The organism is Nostoc sp. 2RC, assembly GCF_014222165.1.
Classification (GTDB): Bacteria; Cyanobacteriota; Cyanobacteriia; order Cyanobacteriales; family Nostocaceae; genus Nostoc; species Nostoc linckia.
In genome coordinates, this window is record NZ_JACKZU010000028.1 from 1 (window position 1) to 18622 (window position 18622).

The 18622-nt window shown below is 42.0% G+C and carries 17 protein-coding genes and 1 tRNA gene; 7 read left to right on the plus strand and 11 right to left on the minus strand.

The window, feature by feature from the left end; translation table 11 throughout:
* The coding region (locus GNE10_RS05425; protein ID WP_185564000.1) for a choice-of-anchor D domain-containing protein at positions 1 to 1973 on the minus strand (1973 nt) is incomplete at its 3' end.
* A 1356-nt stretch (positions 1974 to 3329) separates the two neighbouring features.
* Here GNE10_RS05425 and thiD point away from each other — a divergent pair.
* The 3 genes from thiD to GNE10_RS05440 all read left to right on the plus strand — a co-directional run bounded on the left by thiD (position 3330) and on the right by GNE10_RS05440 (position 5683).
* Complete coding sequence (gene thiD, locus GNE10_RS05430) at positions 3330 to 4163, plus strand: bifunctional hydroxymethylpyrimidine kinase/phosphomethylpyrimidine kinase (RefSeq protein ID WP_185564001.1); 834 nt, start codon at positions 3330 to 3332, stop codon at positions 4161 to 4163.
* 255 nt (positions 4164 to 4418) lie between these two features.
* The gene (locus tag GNE10_RS05435) at positions 4419 to 5003 is read left to right on the plus strand and encodes a hypothetical protein (RefSeq protein ID WP_099070934.1); all 585 of its coding nucleotides are present in this window, start codon (positions 4419 to 4421) and stop codon (positions 5001 to 5003) included.
* Between the two features lie 341 nt (positions 5004 to 5344).
* On the plus strand, positions 5345 to 5683 hold the full coding sequence (locus GNE10_RS05440) for a P-II family nitrogen regulator (protein WP_012410794.1): 339 nt from the start codon (positions 5345 to 5347) through the stop codon (positions 5681 to 5683).
* 269 nt (positions 5684 to 5952) lie between these two features.
* Here GNE10_RS05440 and rdgB read toward each other — a convergent pair whose 3' ends face one another.
* Together rdgB and GNE10_RS05450 are read right to left on the minus strand one after the other, a co-directional pair.
* Complete coding sequence (rdgB, locus tag GNE10_RS05445) at positions 5953 to 6531, minus strand: RdgB/HAM1 family non-canonical purine NTP pyrophosphatase (RefSeq protein WP_185564002.1); 579 nt, start codon at positions 6529 to 6531, stop codon at positions 5953 to 5955.
* 78 nt (positions 6532 to 6609) lie between these two features.
* On the minus strand, positions 6610 to 8046 hold the full coding sequence (locus GNE10_RS05450) for a phosphoglucomutase/phosphomannomutase family protein (RefSeq protein WP_185564003.1): 1437 nt from the start codon (positions 8044 to 8046) through the stop codon (positions 6610 to 6612).
* A gap of 261 nt (positions 8047 to 8307) precedes the next feature.
* Between GNE10_RS05450 and GNE10_RS05455 the strand changes: the two genes are divergently transcribed.
* Positions 8308 to 8703: a hypothetical protein gene (locus GNE10_RS05455; protein WP_185564004.1), complete on the plus strand. Its 396-nt coding sequence runs from the start codon at positions 8308 to 8310 to the stop codon at positions 8701 to 8703.
* Positions 8704 to 8886: 183 nt separating this feature from the next.
* Here the strand turns inward: GNE10_RS05455 and GNE10_RS05460 are convergent, their stop codons facing one another.
* The 4 genes from GNE10_RS05460 to GNE10_RS05475 form a co-directional block, all read right to left on the minus strand.
* On the minus strand, positions 8887 to 9381 hold the full coding sequence (locus tag GNE10_RS05460; protein ID WP_185564005.1) for a plasmid segregation centromere-binding protein ParR: 495 nt from the start codon (positions 9379 to 9381) through the stop codon (positions 8887 to 8889).
* 5 nt (positions 9382 to 9386) lie between these two features.
* Positions 9387 to 10547, minus strand: a complete 1161-nt coding sequence (locus tag GNE10_RS05465; protein ID WP_099070324.1) for a ParM/StbA family protein — start codon at positions 10545 to 10547, stop codon at positions 9387 to 9389.
* 217 nt (positions 10548 to 10764) lie between these two features.
* A complete protein-coding gene (locus GNE10_RS05470; RefSeq protein WP_185564006.1) occupies positions 10765 to 11388 on the minus strand; it encodes a DedA family protein in 624 nt (207 codons plus the stop codon).
* Between the two features lie 557 nt (positions 11389 to 11945).
* Positions 11946 to 13028: a Gfo/Idh/MocA family protein gene (locus GNE10_RS05475; protein ID WP_099070322.1), complete on the minus strand. Its 1083-nt coding sequence runs from the start codon at positions 13026 to 13028 to the stop codon at positions 11946 to 11948.
* 652 nt (positions 13029 to 13680) lie between these two features.
* Between GNE10_RS05475 and queC the strand changes: the two genes are divergently transcribed.
* Positions 13681 to 14358: a 7-cyano-7-deazaguanine synthase QueC gene (queC, locus tag GNE10_RS05480; protein WP_185564007.1), complete on the plus strand. Its 678-nt coding sequence runs from the start codon at positions 13681 to 13683 to the stop codon at positions 14356 to 14358.
* A gap of 89 nt (positions 14359 to 14447) precedes the next feature.
* Here queC and GNE10_RS05485 read toward each other — a convergent pair whose 3' ends face one another.
* From GNE10_RS05485 to GNE10_RS05495, 3 genes are read right to left on the minus strand one after another with little or no spacing between them, the layout of a single operon-like run.
* Positions 14448 to 15809, minus strand: coding sequence for a hemolysin family protein (locus GNE10_RS05485; protein WP_185564016.1), 1362 nt, complete (start codon positions 15807 to 15809; stop codon positions 14448 to 14450).
* 20 nt (positions 15810 to 15829) lie between these two features.
* Complete coding sequence (locus GNE10_RS05490) at positions 15830 to 15994, minus strand: hypothetical protein (protein ID WP_185564008.1); 165 nt, start codon at positions 15992 to 15994, stop codon at positions 15830 to 15832.
* Positions 15995 to 16001: 7 nt separating this feature from the next.
* Positions 16002 to 16703 (minus strand): hypothetical protein, encoded by a 702-nt coding sequence (locus GNE10_RS05495; RefSeq protein ID WP_185564009.1) that lies wholly within the window; start codon positions 16701 to 16703, stop codon positions 16002 to 16004.
* 296 nt (positions 16704 to 16999) lie between these two features.
* On the opposite strand from GNE10_RS05495, the gene GNE10_RS05500 reads away from it, so the two are divergent.
* Positions 17000 to 17072, plus strand: a tRNA-Ile gene (locus GNE10_RS05500).
* Positions 17073 to 17351: 279 nt separating this feature from the next.
* Here GNE10_RS05500 and GNE10_RS05505 read toward each other — a convergent pair.
* Positions 17352 to 17768, minus strand: a complete 417-nt coding sequence (locus GNE10_RS05505; protein ID WP_099070319.1) for a hypothetical protein — start codon at positions 17766 to 17768, stop codon at positions 17352 to 17354.
* A 101-nt stretch (positions 17769 to 17869) separates the two neighbouring features.
* On the opposite strand from GNE10_RS05505, the gene pyrE reads away from it, so the two are divergent.
* The gene (gene pyrE / locus GNE10_RS05510) at positions 17870 to 18493 is read left to right on the plus strand and encodes an orotate phosphoribosyltransferase (RefSeq protein WP_185564010.1); all 624 of its coding nucleotides are present in this window, start codon (positions 17870 to 17872) and stop codon (positions 18491 to 18493) included.
* Positions 18494 to 18622 lie beyond the last annotated feature (129 nt).

An 18622-nucleotide genomic window follows, 5' to 3' on the forward strand; every position in this document is an offset into this window, starting at 1 on the left:
AGAACTTGGATTTCTGGAGTGGGAACAGGTTTAACTGTGCCACTGATGGCAAAGTCAAATGTGCCTTCGTCAATATCGTTGTTGCTAAGAATCAAAGTGCCACCATAAGTCCCAGGTGTGGTGGTGTTGAGTGCCACAGTGATGGTGGTGGAAGCATTGGCAGCCACACTAGTGGGTAAAGTTCCCACTAAACTAAAGCCATTTGGTAGTTTGAGGTTACTTAGATTTAGTGCAGCAGTACCAGTGTTTTTAATGGTAAAGGTTTTGGTGAGAGTGTTACCAGCAATGGCATCACCAAAGTTGATGGCTGTTGTAGTTCCATCTGCAATATCAACTGTGCCGTTAAGAACTTGGATTTCTGGAGTAGGAACAGGTTTAACTGTGCCACTGATGGCAAAGTCAAATGTGCCTTCGTCAATATCGTTGTTGCTAAGAATCAAAGTGCCACCATAAGTCCCAGGTGTGGTGGTGTTGAGTGCCACAGTGATGGTGGTGGAAGCATTGGCAGCCACACTAGTGGGTAAAGTTCCCACTAAACTAAAGCCATTTGGTAGTTTGAGGTTACTTAGATTTAGTGCAGCAGTACCAGTGTTTTTAATGGTAAAGGTTTTGGTGAGAGTGTTACCAGCAATGGCATCACCAAAGTTGATGGCTGTTGTAGTCCCATCTGCAATATCAACTGTGCCGTTAAGAACTTGGATTTCTGGAGTGGGGCTTTTAATATTTGGGGCTTCATAGGCACCAATATCAACTACTGCCGTGCCATTGCCATCCCCATCGTGAGGAGTTCTACCAGTTACATTATTGAAGGCATTGGAACCAGCATCAATAGCAGCACTTCCAGATTTGAGTGCAAAATTACGAGCCGCAGCATTCACAAATCCAGGATCTTTACCCAGAATAAAATTAGTTCCTTTTTTGTTGTAATTGCTAGTGTTATAAATCAAATTGTAGTCAGCTTTGATATTTGTAGCTGAGCCACCAACAACATATGAATTACCATTATTCCCCGCATACATAATGTTGTTTACAACATTCACATTATCTGATGCACCACTAATTAAAATTTCACCGGAGGCTTTCAATTCAGGATGTTGTGAATTCTGATAAGTTGTGTTGTTTACTACATCAACATTGGAACTTTTAAATACTTGGATACCAGCGCCACCATTATTATAAGAAATGTTGTTGGCAATTAAAATTTTACCTTTGTATGGCTGATTATCTAAACCTAGACTGTTGGCAGCATCAATCATGATGCCATGTCCTTCAGTAATTCTTCCCGCTTCCCACCAAGGAATATAAGTGTAATTATTGAAACTTACATTATTACGGATAATAATTTTGTAATCTGTGGTGTTATTGTCTAGATTTCGATTATTGAGAGTGGTAATAGCATTTGACCCCCAAGGACTATACCAGCATGTTTCAGAAACAGTATTGTTTTCAATGATGATATAGTCAGCTTCTTTAGTTGAAATTCCACCAGCAGGAAATTTAGTAATAGTATTGCCACGAATTGTAATGTGGTGAGAACTATTATTTGATTTATCTGGTTGAATGTAAATTCCCGCTCCATTAGTGAGTGGATTGTTTAAATTATTTTGTTGAGACTTTGCATACTCTAATGTAATTTGGTCGTTGGCACCAACCATCGTGAGACCCTCAATCACGATGTAGGATGAACCTGCAATATTGATGGCTTGGAAATTAGTTGATTTGATTACAGGATTGTGGCCGGGTAAGGCTTTGAATGTAATTGGTGCGTCTTCAGTACCGTGTTTTTGACTAATATTTAGAACCGGGGTGTTAGGGTATTTACTTTGTTCGTAAGTACCGTTCATAACGTACACCGTATCGCCTGCTTTCACTACGTCTGCGGCTTTTTGCAGAGTACGAAACGCTGCTCCTTCTTTCAAACCATCATTCTTATCGTTACCTGTTCCAGAAACGTAGTATATGTTGCCAGCCATAGTTGTAGTCCAAGAATGTGTAAGTAAATTGGTATGAAACTCTTAGCAACTCAGTTCATTGCTATGTAGTTATCTGAATCGATAGTCTTTTGAGGCTTTTTGCAACAGCGATAGTTGTCCGATGGCAACTTCAAATTGCATCGGTTGTAAAAATGCTGTTGTCAAATTGGAAATTTTTTCTCTTCTCAACCACTGATGGTTGAGCCAAGGATATAAATACTGTCAATCGTCAAGCTGTTGTTGAGGAAAATCGGACGATTAGTGCATTTATCTGCTTGATCGCCTAAGAGTCGAATCAAATCGCATCTCTACTGTGTGGGCGCAGCCCGCCGTAGGCATCGCTGGTACTATAATTTGGTACGGTCTTCATATGTGTTATCTAAATCCTGTGAACTTTATCCGTTGTCTGAGGTCAGAAGTTGCCAATTTGGCATGGGTAAACGCACCCCTGGCTGATAACTGGGGACTTAAAGTTACAGTGGTCAAAGCTGAATTATTTCAAACTTGAGTAGGTTGACCCTTTAAGTTAGGGAATTCCAAAAAATAAATTATTCTGGTTAAAGCATTGACTGTTAACTATGAACCGTCAACAATTGCAATGGAATATTTTTTGACTTGGAAGTCCCTTAAAGCGACTAATCTAAAAACTTAGTCAAACCTGTTTTAATCTGTGTAAGCGAATTTTGTTAACTCAGTTTAGACTAACCTTCACAAACAGTGATTGATATCAGTGAATACTCAGATTTTAGTTAGATTTTTTACAACAAAAGCTAAAAAATATATGGAAGCTTCATGATAATTTCCGTTCATTTGTAGCCAGATATGTGAGTAAAGACGGCTCTATACAACGATTTGATAAAGTTTCTGACAATGGAATGAATTTGGTTCACAAGGAATTAGGAACTTCCAAGTAAAAAAAGATTTCATAGAAGACAGTTGACCCTTCTCCTATCGGAGACGCTACGCGAACAACTTCGCTCAGGGTCAAGGCTGAGCGAAGTCGAAGCCTTGAGTGTTAACTGTGAACGGTGCTTTAACCGAAATAATTTATTTTTGGAGTTTCCCTATCTATGGTGAAGTTGCACCGGACGCTAAAATCAATTGGAAGCGATCGATCGCCAAGTAAATATAGCAGATAAGCTATTGGGCTTTGAAATTGCAATGTTTTGCTTGTTAAGTTCGTTGAGTGTTGACGGTTAACTGTCAACCGTCAACAGTGAACATCAAAAGATGTGCAAGTTAAATCCATGACAGCTTAATAGGCTGGAAATCTTTTGGTATCGATGTTTGATGCTCGGTTGATGTCCTAACCTACCTGGTAACTGCCATAACATCTCAGCAGTAATCTTCATAATTATGAACGCCCAAAAAAAACCCAGAGTACCTGTAGCTTTAACCATTGCCGGTTCTGATAGCGGCGGCGGTGCAGGAATTCAAGCTGACTTACGTACCTTTGCTTTTCACTGTGTCCACGGTACTAGCGCCATAACCTGCGTCACAGCACAAAATACTCTGGGAGTGAACAGGGTTGACGCTATACCAGCAGAAGCTGTTGTAGCCCAAATTCAGGCAGTAGTTCAAGATATTGGCGTACAAGCTGCCAAAACGGGAATGTTGCTCAATCAAGAAATTATATTTGCTGTCGCCCAGCAAGTGGAAACTTTACAAATTCATAACCTGGTAGTCGATCCGGTAATGGTGTCACGTACAGGGGCACAATTGATTGATGATGAGGCTGTGAAGACTCTACGGCATACACTTATTCCCAAAGCAGCTATTATCACGCCCAATCGCCATGAAGCCCAAATTTTGAGTGGTTTAGAAATATATTCCTTAGAAGATATGCAAGCCGCCGCAGAAATTATTCACAAAACTCTGCGGACAAAGGCTGTTTTAGTTAAGGGTGGAGGTATGCAAGGAAATTTGCGTGGCGTTGATATCTGGTTTGATGGAGAAAAATTAGAAATTTTGACCACAAAGCAAGTAGAGACAACAAATACCCACGGTACTGGTTGTACTTTATCAGCTGCGATCGCCGCTAATTTAGCCAAGGGAAAAAACTTGTGGTCAGCAGTTCAACTAGCAAAAGAATATGTCACTACCGCACTGACCTGTGCCTTAGATATTGGCGAAGGACAAGGCCCCGTAGGACACTTTTTTCCATTGTTGGAACTGGGGATTGGAGAATAGGAGATGAGGGGGATGAGGAGCAGGGGAAAAGGTTAATGGTTCGACAAGCTCACCAACCGGGAAAAGGGAAAAGGAATAAATTTAATGTTTCTCCTTTCCCCCTTACCCCTTTCCCTTTCCCCATACCCCATGCCCAATAAAAAATCTTTGCCGTCTGGTCATTTTTCTATTATTCTTGGGCATAGTTTCAGGGCTAACTTTCTCTGTTAGCATCTCTGTACGATCTAATCACTTTTATTTTTAATACCAAGCCCCATGCGAACAACCACAGGTTCTGTTCACAGGAATTCGTCAACACGGACTACTCAACCCTATCCTCCCTCTGTACCATTATCTGTATACCGGGAATTGTCAATGGAGTTGCAAGCAACTCAAGCAAAGCTAGATGCACTGACGACGAAAAACCAGCAATTAACACAAGAAAATCAACTACTACGCCAAGAAATCGCCAAAGTTGTTGAGTCTTTTTCACACTTACAACATTTTGTAAATTCCTATGGGATGTTTAAGGAACAAAAAGCTTCTCAAACTTCTGGCAATGTTAAAACTGCCCGCAAGCAGCAAGTCACACAAGCACGCCCGCCTCAACAAATTTCTCGTCCGCGTCCCTCTCAAAAAAGCCGCCAGGAGTTTTCTACACCTGTGATGGAAATCAATTTCCCCAGACCAGAACCAGTTTTTATAGAAGAACAAGAAGTAAGTTATTATTCTACTGCCCAGCCAGATGCCAAGGAGCTGAACGGCTGGTGGTTAATTATTACCATCTTGTTAATTATGCTTACTGCCTTTACTGCTGGATATTTAATTGTACGTCCCTTGTTTGAACATCAAAAACCTTAGTTGACACTCCCACAGTCAGCAGCAACCTTTGTCGCTATTGTCAAATTTCTCTTTCATCAATGTTTTAAACATCTCGTCGGATCTACTCAATAGCAGAATTTATCTATTTTTAGGTCACAAACACCAGATATTTCAAAGAATGCTATTTGATAGCAACTTCCTCACATCACAAGTTCATTGAGGCTGTTTCTGGCTTCAAAGCACTCACACCAAACATTTACAATTTGAAAAAAGTGGCAATTATTACATATGTTTTAGCAAAGGCGCTACTAGTTACAGTTTCAGACAAGAGATCTGGTTAGATATATAAACGAAGCTAGTAAAAGTTACAAGTCAAAGAAATGAAAAAAGTAGAAGCTATTATCCGCCCATTTAAGCTTGATGAAGTGAAAATTGCCTTAGTTAACGCTGGAATTGTTGGGATGACGGTTTCTGAAGTCCGGGGGTTCGGACGCCAGAAAGGTCAAACTGAAAGATATCGGGGTTCTGAGTACACCGTTGAGTTTCTGCAAAAACTCAAAGTGGAAATCGTAGTTGATGATAATCAAGTTGATATGGTGGTGGACAAAATCATCGCCGCCGCCCGCACTGGTGAAATTGGTGATGGTAAAATTTTCATCTCGCCTGTTGAGCAAGTAATTCGGATTCGTACTGGCGAAAAGAACACAGAAGCAGTTTAAAAAAGTTAGGAGTTAGGAGTGAAGAGTTAGGAGTGAAGAGTTAGGAGTGAAGAGTTAGGAGTGAAGAGTTGGGAGTGAAAAGTTGGGAGTGAAGAGTTACAAATTATGCTAAATCTTCATTCATGATTTTTAAACTACAACTCCCAACTTTTCACTCCCAACTCCCAACTCCCAACTCCCAACTCCCAACTCCCAACTCCCAACTCCTAACTCCTAACTCCTAACTCCTAACTCCCAACTCCCAACTCCCAACTCCTAACTCCCAACTCCTAACTCTTAATTCTCTCCAGTTCCCCAAGTAAAGCTGTAAAAGCTTTACCTCGATGGCTAATTGACCTTTTTAACTCTGGTGTCATTTCGGCAAAGGTCAATTGCTTGTCTGGTACGTAAAAAATTGGGTCATAACCAAATCCACCATCACCACGAGGTGCATGAAGAATTTCGCCACGACAAATACCTTCAGATTGTAATGCGATCGCACCATCCGGACTAGCGATCGCCACTACACACACAAATTGAGCTTGGCGATTTACTTCGTTACCTAATTCCTTGAGTAATCTCGCAATGCGTTCTGAGTCGGTTTTAGCGTAGCGTGCTGAATACACACCCGGTACGCCATTCAAAGCGTCTACTTCTAAACCAGAATCATCTGCTATCGCCCAGTTCCCTGTGGCTTTGGCAATTTGTGATGCTTTCAAACAGGCGTTAGCGGCAAAGGTTTCTCCTGTCTCTTCAATTTCTAATTCTTCAGGTTTGAGGATTAATTCCCAACCAGAATTTGCCAGGTAAGCTTGCATTTCCCGCAATTTACCTGGATTTCCTGTGGCTACTACTAATAATTTGGGCATGGGGCATAGGGCATGGGGCATAGGGCATGGGGCATTTATTCACTAATGACTAATGACTAATGACCAATGACTAATATTTTACTCTGCCCACTGTTTCGCCCAAGCAAGGGTTTGATGGACTTGTTCGAGTGTTGGGGCTTCGCAGTAAAGGCGTAAAACTGGTTCAGTTCCGCTAAAGCGAATCATTAACCAGCTTTTATCGGCAAGGCGGTATTTGTAGCCGTCGATTGTTTGACAATCAATTACTGGTTTGCCGACGATTTCTTTTAAAGGTTCGGTTTGTAGCTGTTGCAAAAGACGCGATCGCACTTCCATACTGGCTAAGGGTAGATCAATGCGATCGTATGCTGAGTTAAATCCTGTTTGTTGCTGTAAGTGGCGATAATATTCGCCTAAATCTAAACCAGATTCTACAATCGCTTCTAGAACGTACAATGCTGATAGCAGTGCATCGCGTTCGGGAATATGGCTACCATAGCCAATTCCTCCTGACTCTTCGCCACCCAATAAAACTTCTGCTGCTAACATTCTGTCAGCGATGTATTTATAACCAACTGGTGTTTCAAATACTGACAAGTTATGTAGTGCTGCCACAAGGGGTATTAAGTCGGAACCACTAACAGTTTTGACTATTTCGCCCTGAAAGCCTCGCCGTAGGGTTAAGTGGTCGATTAATATCGGAATCAATACTTGAGAACTCAAGAAGTTGGCTTCCCCATCTACAGCGGCAATGCGATCGCAATCTCCGTCAAATACCAATCCTACAGATAAACTGGATTGATTTGTTTCTCGGTGAGTTTTAATAACTTCAAATAGCTGGGAAAGGTATTTTGGCAAAGGTTCCGGCGCACCACCACCAAATAAGGGGTCGCGTTCGCTGTTGATTTCTTTAACCTTATCCCCTAGTAGTTTTGCCAACCCGCCAGCCGCAGCGCCATGCATGACATCAGCAAACACCGTCAGTTTACCAGAGGCGATCGCTTCTCTAATTTTGGCAATATCAACTTTCTGTTCTAGTGCTTGGGTGTAACTCGGCCAAGGATTGAAGCTTTCTTGCTTACCTGGAGTAGCTGCTGGTGCTACTCCTTCGGACAACAGTGCTTCTATATCTTTCGTAATTTCTGGCGACACCGACCCACCAAAATATCCCTTGACTTTTAAACCTAAATATGATCCTGGATTATGACTGGCTGTAATTACTAGTGCGCCTAAGGCATTGAGTTGTTTTGCTGCCCAACTAAAAGCTGGGGTAGGGGCGTAGGTTTCACTGAGTAAAACATCAAACCCGACAGCGGTGACAGCATCGGCCACAGCACGAGCAAAGTCTTCCGCCATAAATCGGCGATCGTAACCGACAATTATCGTCCGGCTACCCACCGTAGAATAATATGTATCATATAGTACTTTTGCCGCGACTGGCGCGACTAGAGCTAGGCGTTCAAAGGTGAACTCATCTCCAATTACGCCCCGCCAGCCGTCTGTACCAAACTTGATTGAGTTAGCTACAACTGCCATCTAGGTATCCTAACTGTCTACCTGAGGATTCTAGCATTTATACAGTATCTAAAGTAAAAAAAGCATATAGTATTAACATGTAGTAGTATTCGGCAATTTCAACACAAAAGTGAGGGAATTTCTGGATCTACAGGTCAAAGGGGTAGTAGTTACAAAAAATAACAGCAATCATTTCAGATTAGTGTAGTGGGGGGATCTAAACGTGCCTAAAATCACAGCAAAAAATTTTTCAAACAACCTCTTAGATGAAAATAATCAATAATGGTTTCAACTGTTAAAAATTTTATCTTTATGAAGAATTTCATATTCTTTTTGTTTGAACCACCGGACACTGTAGAGTTCTTAAATATTCTTGTATTTATAATTAGACCGTGTTTTTTGGCAGGAATTATTGCTGGAATAGTTACTTTAATTATTACAATAAAAAAGAATTTTTTTATTGTAAATTTTAGATTATTAATAGAGGCTATAGCAGGATACGAAGGTTTAGTAATCTTCGATATTGAAGGGAAAAATCTAAATGAAATACTTAAATTAATTATTGGTCTTCATCAAAATTTCCCTGGATTATTTGTTTTGAGTACATCGACTATATCCGGTGTAATAGGTGGAAATATAGCTGTATTTCTGATGAAAAAGGTATTTCGCTGGGCTTAATAAATTCCTGAAATATAATAAAACATTTTTCTATCTGGTGGTAAATGAGCAATTGTCCTCTATAACTTGATTAGACGCGATCGCATTCCTAAAAAATATTAATAAATATTAATAATCCTTAATAGTCTCAACTATTAAGGATTGATGACAGGAGCAAAAACCGCTCAAAAACTTGATTTTTTCTTAAAAATCATCGAGAAACTGACTAAGGCGACTGATTACAGGGTCAACCTCTTGAGGAGGGGCCGGAACAGTGTAAGAAGTATTATTTACTACTTCTACTTGACTTGGAGACTGAATAAGCGATCGCTCATTAACAATGAGTGCCAGTTGTGCAACTTGTTGAGAAAGTTGCAGTACGTGGTGTTCCAACGCCTCCAAACGATTAGATCCCTTGGCAAAAAAACGTTCCTCAAGGCCAGCTACTTGACGTTGCAGCTCACCGATTTGTTGTTCAATCGGTTGTTGTTCAATCGGTGTTGTAGCTGCTGTTTTTGGAGCAGGTCGTACAGATTCCGGTACACATAAGGATTGCCACAGGGCTTCTTTGCATAAGTCACTGAAAGTTTTTTCGGGTTGTTTCTCCAAATAACTTTCTACTTGCGCTAGCAAGCTTTCATCAGCAAGCCCTGGGTTGAACGTAACGGATTTAACTACCTTTTTTGACCATTGGAACATTAGTTTTAAGCCCTAGCAGCGCGAACGGCAGACAATTGCGCCTCTCCATAAATATACTGCCCTAAAGCATTCGCCTGCCGGGAAGGTGCAGATAAATGAGCATTAATCTTTGCTTCCTTGAGCAAACGTTGAACGTCTTCCCAGAAAAACTCACCGCCTCCGCCAGTCAGAATCACATCAGTAACACGTTCTGGCAACCAGGCTAGCACACGGCTGCAAATTTCCCGCGAAAACATCTCTATGAGATTCGGCAGAAAATCATCTAGGTTGGCAGGCTTGCTAGCGCCTTTGGGACGGTAAAAGCGTTCGCCTTTGGGCTTGTTAACAGCTGAAATTAGCGCCAGAGATTGACTATCTGCTCCCTCAATTTCAGCAGCTACTAGTTCATAAAACTTATTCATCCCGAAGTCTTCGCTCTTAGAAGCACCTCTGGCAAAGCGGAAGTTATCTACCATCAAAAGATCGACAGTTTGATGTCCGATATCAACGATCGCCACCGATATTTTTGTAAAATCAGGGCTACCGGGGCTTTTCTTTGGTTGAGCTTCACACCACAGCAAGCTGCCGTAGCCTTCTGGCATCACCCAAACCTTATTTACGTTCAGCGACACAGATTCACCCCGGAAGTTTAACACATGAGGGCCACCTACTTGGCTGATTAACTGCGCTTTTTCTTTCTCAAATTGCTCTAAAGAAAGAAAAGGCAGACCTAGTACAACTGAAATTTCGTCTTTAAGTTTGAAATAGCCGGCACATGCTAGCACCTTAATCAGTGCAGCCTCTACCTTGGATTGTCCTACTCCTAAATTCGCTCCAAAATCTGCCGCTAGTTGACCTACAGCATATCCATTACCTTGATATTCCAGCCACAAATCCATTAAAGGGTCGGTAGCCCGGGCTTCAAAAACGCCACCGCGTACCTGTTCTATGGACATCTGCTTCACGTTGGCAGGTACAAACACAACGCTACCAGGTTCGCGACTGACACAAGTCTTTGTGGAAGTTCTGCCTAAATCAACACTGAGAATAGTTTTCCCGGAACCACCGACTGCCTTTGGAGGAATATTACCAGAAGTATTGATGGGAGTCGTCGATGCTAATGGCTGCCTATTCATCGGTATAGCAGCGGCATTAATGGGGGTGGCGGCGGAAGGTTGGTCTGTCATGAAAGCTCCTAGTTCTAACTTAAATGTAAAAAGTTGTCATGCTCATCTTACAAAAATGCGAGCAACCAGAAATTCTAAGTTGCGTCAAGTGTAGCTAGAAATACGCCAAAAATTAATTCTGGCAATTGCACATCTAGTATTATTTGGCATAGTGTAGGCGAATTTTGGCCAGATGTAACCCCTGCTTTCACTGCTTTCAAACCAAAAGCGCCCCTGTTTACCGTCTAGCGCGTCTTTGCCGACGCTTCAAGATCCAGAAAATAAATGCTAAAACCAAACCCCCAAGCACAATTTTGGACACAGGAGCAAGGTATTCATCCACAAGTTCATACTGACTACCTAATATATATCCTGAGTATGTTAGCAAACCCACCCAAGCTGCGCTACCTAAGGTGCTGTAAATCAGAAATGGTAGCAAGTGCATATTAGCGATCCCTGCGGGAACAGAAATCAAAGTACGGATTCCTGGTACAAGGCGACCAATGAATACTGCTCTGTTACCTTGTCGGTCAAACCAGCCTTTAGCCTTAGTAATATCTTTACTGGATATAGCCAACCATTTACCATATTTGTCAGCCCAAGCTTTCAAGAGATTTTCGCCCAAAAACTTACCTGGATAGTACCAAACAAGCGCACCTAATACAGAACCCAAAAGTCCTGCAAAAAACACCCCAATAATATTAAGTTTCGCTCCTCCTGGTTGATATGGACTTGCTGTGAATCCAGCCAATGGCATAATCAATTCTGAAGGAATGGGAGGAAAGAGGTTCTCCACAAACATCAGTAGGCCGATTCCCAAATATCCCAAAGAATTGATAGTGTTGGTTATCCATTCAAGCATCAAGCTAATTCCTAAAAATTACTGTACTAGTTTTTTATTTCCATAGGGCATTGGGCATGGGGTATGGGGGAGCCACTGCGGTCTTGGGGTCTCCCCAAGTGGAGCAAGTGGCGTCATGGGGTAGGGAGCAGGGGAGATGAGAGACAAGGGAGACAAGGGAGACAAGGAGAATAAATCCTGATTTTCCAGTCAACAGTCAACAGTCAACTGATAACTGTCATCTCCCTTGTCTGTTCATCTCCTATCTCTCCATTTCCCCACTCCTGATTTTCCAATAGAGGTTGTTTTCTAAATAATTAGATCCCCCTTAGCCCGCTTTTTTCATGACTATGGAGGATCTAAAAATTTAATGGTAAATTGGCAAAAAATACTTTGGGGTTCTGGTTCATTGGACATTAGGCATTGATAGTGCTGAGTATCCTTAGCAAAAGGCGGTCGTCTAGCCGATACTAACTCAGGAGTGAGGAGTTAAGAGTTATGAGTAATGAGTGAGAACCTAACAGTTATTATCCTGCTTCTCTGCTCCTATGCTCCTCTGCTCCTCTGCCCCTTTTGTTCTAGACTGTCGGGGTCAATGATTGTACTCTTGGTTCCGATTGCCAGTCTAAGGGATTCCAAACTCTGTCTTCGAGAGCCATCTGCTCAATTAAACTGGCTAATCTTAGAGCTTTAAGAGCTTGTTCGCCACCTACTGAAGGTTGATTGCCACCGTGTACGCAGTTGACAAAATGTTCTAATTCTGCACTCAGGGGTTGAATATTGCTGGTGTAGACTTTTTCAATCACGCCATCCTGCCTGTAAAGTACTTGTCGATGGTCGGCAAGAGAGTTAGGATTTGTTTGTCGGTGAATCAAAATTTCATTCTTGAGAAAATCTGCCTCAGTGAATGAGTTTTTGCAGTGGGCAACAATCCTGCGAATTTTACGGTGAGTGACTTTACTAGCAGTCAAAGTAGCGACTATACCATTAGCAAAGCCCAGGGTGGCAGTTACATAATCTAAATAACCGGAATCTAGGGCACGAGTACCGCTAGCGGTCAATTTAGTCACTGGAGAAGCTGCTAATTCTAAAAGTAGGTCAATGTCATGAATCATTAAATCGAGAACAACTGAAACATCGTTTGCTCGATCTGAGTAAGGACTCATACGGTGTGCTTCTAATGCCAGTAATTCTTCGGTTTTCAGGACTTGGCTCAACTCCCTAAATGCTGGATTGAAACGCTCAATGTGACCTACTTGCAGGATACATTGAGACTCAGCAGCAGCATTTACTAGGGATTCTGCCTCAGAAATACTAGCTGCGATGGGTTTTTCAATCAAAACATGAATTCCCGCTAACAAACAGCTGATACCCACGGCATAATGCAGCCTGGTGGGAACAGCAATACAAACTGCTTCCACCAGGGGTAGCAAGTCACAATAGTCTTCAAAAAAACGCACTTTGTACTTGCTGGCAGTTTCTAACCCTCGTTCGACGTTAATATCTGCTACACCGACTAACTCAACGTCTTTCATTGAACTCAAGACGCGAGCGTGGTGTTGTCCCATGTTACCCACCCCAATCACACCTATGCGGATTGGTCGTGGCTGGTTGCGCTGTGTATATGGATTCGGTTCTGCCAGTGACATGCTATTTTGCACTATTATTCTCTCCTCAACCACCAATTTAAGAGACGCTACGGCCGTTGGCGTTTATACAAAGAAAGCCAGTTACGATCCGTCTAAAACCATCCAGATGGTAACATAGAGGCTATGTTTATGAAGAATTTCAAAGTTTGCGATCGGTTCCCGCAATCCGGCTATGTTTTGTATAGATAGTTCGGGCTAGGTTGGTATTTTGCATTTTCCACAAAAAAATATGTGTCTTTTTATTAACTTTAGAATATAAGGTAAGGCTTAAGTATAAATTCTCTAAAATTCTAAGGGTCTTTTTTTGTGGTTGGATTTTCCTTGAGGCTAGAGTTGTGGAATTAATTACCATCCAATCGACAGTATTAAAATTAAGCTCATGCACGCTAACAAAGCATAACTACTCGTGGTAGCCTTTGACTGTTGACTGTTGACCGTCAAGGTCAAAAGGCGATCGCCAGTCAATATGCAATTTTTATGTGGAACAGCTGACAAAATAATAAACTAGTAAGACTATGCTTTTTTTCCAAAAAATGGTATGGAAAATTACCGATAGGGATTAGTTGAAACAGTTTATGGAAATTCAGGAGTATCTTTGGCGTTGCTTATTGGTATCTTGTTGAAGCGTGATTTGGCGATTTGAAATCCAAAATTTGCAACCGAGATGAAAGCTGTAGTTTTGCTATCTGGGGGATTGGACTCTTCCACAATTTTGTACAAAGCTCAAAAGGATGGCTGTGAATGTTATGCCATTTCTTTTGATTACCAGCAGCGACACCGACGAGAGTTACACTCAGCTGTGCTTGTGGCTCAAAAAGCTGGGGTAGTGAAACATCAAGTGGTGAGTTTTGACTTACGGCAATGGGGTGGTTCGGCACTTACCGATGACGCTATTGATTTACCGCAAGAGCGTTCTCTGGATGAAATGGCTCAAAATATCCCTGTTACCTATGTTCCGGCTCGTAATACCATCTTTTTAAGCTTTGCTTTGAGTTATGCTGAAGCGATCGCCGCCCAACGCGTTTATATCGGAGTCAATGCCCTTGATTATTCAGGATATCCTGATTGTCGCCCCGACTATATCCAAGCCATGCAAGAAGTTTTTCGCCTGGGAACTAAACAAGGACGTGAGGGAGAAGCAATTAACATCGTTGCACCCCTGATTAACATGAAAAAAACCGAAATCATTGAACTAGGTAACCAATTAGGAGTTCCTTGGGAGTTAACTTGGTCTTGCTATGCTGGTGGCGATGTCGCTTGTGGTGTGTGTGATTCTTGTCGTTTGCGACTAGCGGCCTTTGCCGAATTGGGACTAGTCGATCCACTAACTTATAGTATTTAAGTTACGAGTTACGAGTGAGGAGTGAGGGGTGAGGAGTGAGGAGTAAAAAAACTCTTAACTCTCAACTCCTAACTCTCAACTCCTAACTCTCAACTCTCAACTCCTAACCCTTCTAAGCGTTGCAGTTGAATTTGATGTAGCCGCGGGCCAATCACTGACACCACAGTGAATTCGAGATTTTGATAATGGAAAGTTTCACCTTTAGAGGGAATTTTTTGTAACTGATACAGCAAAAAGCCTCCCAGTGTTTGATATTCTCTTGTCAAGGGTAAATCCAGATGTAAAACTTCATTTAGGTCTTCGAGGTTGATTTGTGCCTGCACCAGAAATTTATCCTCGTCTAACATCTGGATTAGTAAATCATCGTTGTCTTCAGGTTCGCTGGTGTCACCAATGATTTCGGCAATGACATCTTTGATGGTCACCAATCCCACAGTACCGCCAAATTCGTTGACCACCATTACCATAGCTGGTTTTTCTTGCTGCATCATTGGCAAAAGTTCGCTCAAGGGCGTGTGTTCTGGAACAAACCTAGCAGGACGCATCCAAGGTTGGATTTGTGTTTCTAAAGTTAGCTTGCCTACAGCTAAAGGTTCTGCCAAATCTTTAAAATAAACAATGCCGCGAACATCATCTAAAGATTCACCAATCAAGGGATAGCGGGAGTAACCAGTAGCAGCCATTTCCTGGAGTAATGCCTCAAAAGTTGCATCTTTTGGCAACGCTACAATACTGGTGCGGGGGATCATGACAGCTTGAGCCATCACGTCCCCAAACTCAAAAATATTATTGAGCAGTTCTCGTTCTTTACGTTGTAAGCCTGTAGAACCCCATTCTGTAGAGATAATCACTTGCAATTCTTCAGGAGTTACAGGCGGTCTCCAGCCTTGACCAGTGTATTCAATGCCAAAAATTCTTAACAACCAACGAGTTGATTGGTTGAGAATCCAAATGAAGGGGCCAAAAAAACGGACGATCGCTTTTACCGAAGGCCCCAAAAACCGGGCTAGCTGTTCTGAATACAGCATCGCCAATGATTTAGGACATAATTCGCCTAAAACAATTTGCAAATAAGCAATTAAGAAAAAGGCGATGGGAATCGATAAAGAATGGGCAATGAAGGTAGTCATTTCACGGGGCAGAGGCCAGGATTTTACCCATGCATTTACCAGGACGACAATCGTACTTTCTCCAATCCATCCCAGGGCCAAACTAGAGAGAGTGATACCCAACTGGGTGGTAGATAGCAGTCGGTCGATACTGCGTTGTAGTATCTCTACAGCTCTTGCTGGAACATCCCCAGCTTTAACTAGCTGGTGAATACGCGATCGCCGCACGCTCACCATCGAAAATTCTGCCGTCACAAAAAAGGCATTTATGGCAATCAGCAGTAAAACTGACAACAATCGCAGCCCTGCCTCCGTCCAAATTAAATTAGGAAAACCACTCACTGCCAAAGCTTGTGTAAAATTCACGCCATCCACTTCGGAAACTGGGGAGATGGGGAGGCACGGGAGGCACGGGAGGCAGAGGGAGACAAGGAAGACAAGGAAGACAAGGTAAAAATAATAACTACCTCTGCCCAATGCCCAATGCGCCATGCCCAATGCCCAATGCCCAATGCCCCAGTCCCCATAACTCTTTTACCTTTCTACAGGAATGTTCAATGCCTCTAGCTTTAATTCTTGAGCAGGGTAATCAGTCAAAGCCAGTGATATTTTTTTAACATCATCAAGTAAAGCTGTGGGAATGCTCACTGTACCAGAAAATGTCGGCCCATTAGCAGGTAATTCTGTTGGTAAACCTTCTGTACTAGCGCTCAGAGTTCGCCCTTTATCATCGGTAACATCTAAAAAACTATACAAAAAGCGCACAGAATCTTTGCCTTTGTTCTGCATTTTTACTTTTAAGAGTAAATCACCACCAGAGTAGCGAGCAGATTGCACGGACATAGTTACACCTTCACTCTCAGCAACCACTGGAAAACCTGGCTGCGGTTTTTCTTCCACTACTTGTTTGGGTTTTTCCTCTGGCTTCTGCTTGCTGGTATTGGTTTCTTCATCATCTTCCTCTAGCTTTTCCGATTTTGCCGCCTTGGTCTTACCCTCAATTCGCGCTTTGACAATTTTTAGAATTTCATCCTCTTTTAATAACACCACTCCTCCCTGTTGGGAGTTATTTCCTTTACTGCTGGCAAATTTAGTTGTAGGGCGTCCATCTGGTGTACTAACGCCTTTGAGTGCCGAACTTCCTAGTTCAAACCCCAAAAACGCGCTCACAGAACCTGCTCCCAACATCAGGATTAACAAAATCAAAGTAAGAAGTACAGTAGAATTTATTTTCATTGTTGATAAGCTAATGCACAATAATGCTAGTTTTATTAAGAATAATGAAGCCTAATGCCTCAATCCTTAAAGGAACTTAATCAATATTAGTTTGCACTATTTCATGATTAGATTATGTAGTATAAAAATCTGGGAAACTATTGTCGAGTATTCACAGACACTAAATTTGTGCTAAAATAGGTGAGTTTGCTAAAATTAAATACGTATGGTAGTGTACCTAACTTTAAAATTAGCAGATAAAATCAACTCAAGGATTTAACTAATTGTTTTATAGCAATCTTAAATCCAAAAAATAAGCGCCTTTGGCCGATTGGGGAGGCAACGAACTCATAATTCGTCTTCAGGCTGGTTCGATTCCAGCAGGGCGCACTAAATTATCAAAAAAGAAATAGGGCATTGGGCATTGTGTATGGGGAAAGGGAAAGGGGTAAGGGGGAAAGGGTGAACGAAATTTTGTGTGGGATTTCTAGCTAAGTATCCAAAAAATTACTCCCCACACTTCCCACACTCCCCACACCTTTTTTCGCTCACCCAGGGGGAAAGGGGAAAGATTAAATTTATTCCTTTTCCGTTTTTCCTTTAACCTTTTCCCCTGCCTCCCTTGTCTCCCTCTACCTTACCCTGCCTCCTCTAATGGGGTGATTATGTTTAAAATCTGAATTCAGTTCCGACTCTGAGCTTGTTGGCATTCAAGCGAGGAGACATGATTAGGGATGTATCATAGGGATTTGGTAAATCAGGAGTGCGAATATAGGGATCGTTGCCTGCTTGCTGAGTCAGGACATCGTGATATAGAGCATTAACCAATTGAGCATCACGAGCAATTTCATTTTCTGGGAAGGAACCGCCAAAACTAGCGCCAGCACCAAACAATGAGTCTAGTTGACGCTTGAGGGTACCATTCTCATAAAAATTGCGATCGTGCCGAAAAAATGCCCGTTCAAACACATCACTTGTGGTTTCACTTTTCGGTGTTTGTGTTTGAGCTGTTACAACAGAGGGAAAAGCAATACCAGCAGCAAGCAATATTAATAAACCACCAAAGGTTTTTAATTTGATACCCACGTTCCTTACTCCTCAAATTTGTGGCGAATCTTAATTTATGCTTAATTTCAGAACTGTTATCAGTTCAACCTTTGGTGTAGCACAACTTTTAATGTTTTGTAATGACGTATCCTACTGAAACTCTTACTGACTCCAATATTTGGGCAACCATCCCTGATTTGACTCACTTGCGCCAGAAACTATTAGATTTATTTGCTCAAGTAGCTTATCAAGAGGGTGATTTCGTTCTTGCTTCTGGGCTACGTAGTTCTTATTACGTGAACAAAATGCAGGTAACACTCCACCCCCAAGGAGCTTTGGCAGTTGGGCGCTTGCTATTTCCCTTACTACCTGAAGATACGCAGGCTGTAGCCGGTTTAACAATGGGGGCCGATCCGCTTGTCACCGCAGTGAGCGTGGTTTCTGTTTATGAAAATCGACCGATACCAGCACTGATTATTCGTAAGGAAGCCAAGGGTTATGGAACGAGAGCTTATATAGAAGGCCCGACTTTACCAGAAGGCTCAAAGATAGTGGTTTTGGAGGATGTCGTCACAACTGGGCAATCTGCTCTCAAAGCTGTCGAACGTCTTCAAGCAGCAGGTTATACGGTTAATCAAGTAATTGCACTGGTAGACAGACACCAAGGTGGAGGGGAATTGTACCAATCGGCTGGGTTGAAATTTGAGGCTTTATTTTCGATTCAAGAAATTCAAGAACGCTTCCGACAACTGGCAAATTACTAAACAACAGTAATGCTACTATGGCAATCCTATTTCAGTTGTGAACAATATCGGTGTTGACTGTTGACAGTTAACAGTCAACAACCTTAACACGTAATATTTCACAAATTATTCGGGATTGCTATAAGTAAG

What these genes read in the sequence shown, in the direction of transcription:
- GNE10_RS05460 (WP_185564005.1), bottom strand. Translation starts at nt 9,381, where the DNA reads ATGTTCCAATGGTCAAAAAAGGTAGTTAAATCCGTTACGTTCAACCCA.
- GNE10_RS05450 (WP_185564003.1), bottom strand. Translation starts at nt 8,046, where the DNA reads ATGGCAGTTGTAGCTAACTCAATCAAGTTTGGTACAGACGGCTGGCGG.
- GNE10_RS05490 (WP_185564008.1), bottom strand. Translation starts at nt 15,994, where the DNA reads ATGGGGACTGGGGCATTGGGCATTGGGCATTGGGCATGGCGCATTGGG.
- GNE10_RS05465 (WP_099070324.1), bottom strand. Translation starts at nt 10,547, where the DNA reads ATGACAGACCAACCTTCCGCCGCCACCCCCATTAATGCCGCTGCTATA.
- thiD (WP_185564001.1), top strand. Translation starts at nt 3,330, where the DNA reads ATGAACGCCCAAAAAAAACCCAGAGTACCTGTAGCTTTAACCATTGCC.
- GNE10_RS05495 (WP_185564009.1), bottom strand. Translation starts at nt 16,703, where the DNA reads ATGAAAATAAATTCTACTGTACTTCTTACTTTGATTTTGTTAATCCTG.
- GNE10_RS05440 (WP_012410794.1), top strand. Translation starts at nt 5,345, where the DNA reads ATGAAAAAAGTAGAAGCTATTATCCGCCCATTTAAGCTTGATGAAGTG.
- GNE10_RS05455 (WP_185564004.1), top strand. Translation starts at nt 8,308, where the DNA reads ATGGTTTCAACTGTTAAAAATTTTATCTTTATGAAGAATTTCATATTC.
- queC (WP_185564007.1), top strand. Translation starts at nt 13,681, where the DNA reads ATGAAAGCTGTAGTTTTGCTATCTGGGGGATTGGACTCTTCCACAATT.
- pyrE (WP_185564010.1), top strand. Translation starts at nt 17,870, where the DNA reads ATGACGTATCCTACTGAAACTCTTACTGACTCCAATATTTGGGCAACC.
- rdgB (WP_185564002.1), bottom strand. Translation starts at nt 6,531, where the DNA reads ATGCCCAAATTATTAGTAGTAGCCACAGGAAATCCAGGTAAATTGCGG.
- GNE10_RS05435 (WP_099070934.1), top strand. Translation starts at nt 4,419, where the DNA reads ATGCGAACAACCACAGGTTCTGTTCACAGGAATTCGTCAACACGGACT.
- GNE10_RS05470 (WP_185564006.1), bottom strand. Translation starts at nt 11,388, where the DNA reads ATGCTTGAATGGATAACCAACACTATCAATTCTTTGGGATATTTGGGA.